This window comes from Exiguobacterium profundum (assembly GCF_001909285.1).
Taxonomy (GTDB): domain Bacteria; phylum Bacillota; class Bacilli; order Exiguobacteriales; family Exiguobacteriaceae; genus Exiguobacterium; species Exiguobacterium profundum.
This window is the reverse complement of the sequence record NZ_MRSV01000016.1, coordinates 1-268: the sequence shown is the minus strand read 5'-3', so window position 1 is coordinate 268 and position 268 is coordinate 1. Positions and strand designations below refer to the sequence as shown.

The following is a 268-nucleotide window of genomic DNA, read 5'->3' as shown; positions in this document are numbered from 1 at the left end:
GCATCTGACTTGTAATCAGAGGGTCGAGGGTTCGAATCCTTTCGCCGGCACCATTTGATCTTTTTAAAAAGTCTACCGCTAGAAATTATACCTTGCCGGGGTGGCGGAATTGGTAGACGCACAGGACTTAAAATCCTGCGAGGGTTTCCTCGTGCCGGTTCAAGTCCGGCCCTCGGTACCATTAATATTTTCCCATGATGATTATTCGTCTCGCACCCTTAGCTCAGCTGGATAGAGCGTTAGACTACGAATCTAAAGGCCGGGAGTT

General features: G+C 48.9%; 1 tRNA gene. It reads left to right on the top strand.

From position 1 onward, the window contains the following. Positions 1–94 precede the first annotated feature (94 nt). A tRNA-Leu gene (locus BBB58_RS14960) sits at positions 95–181 on the top strand. Positions 182–268: the final 87 nt, after the last annotated feature.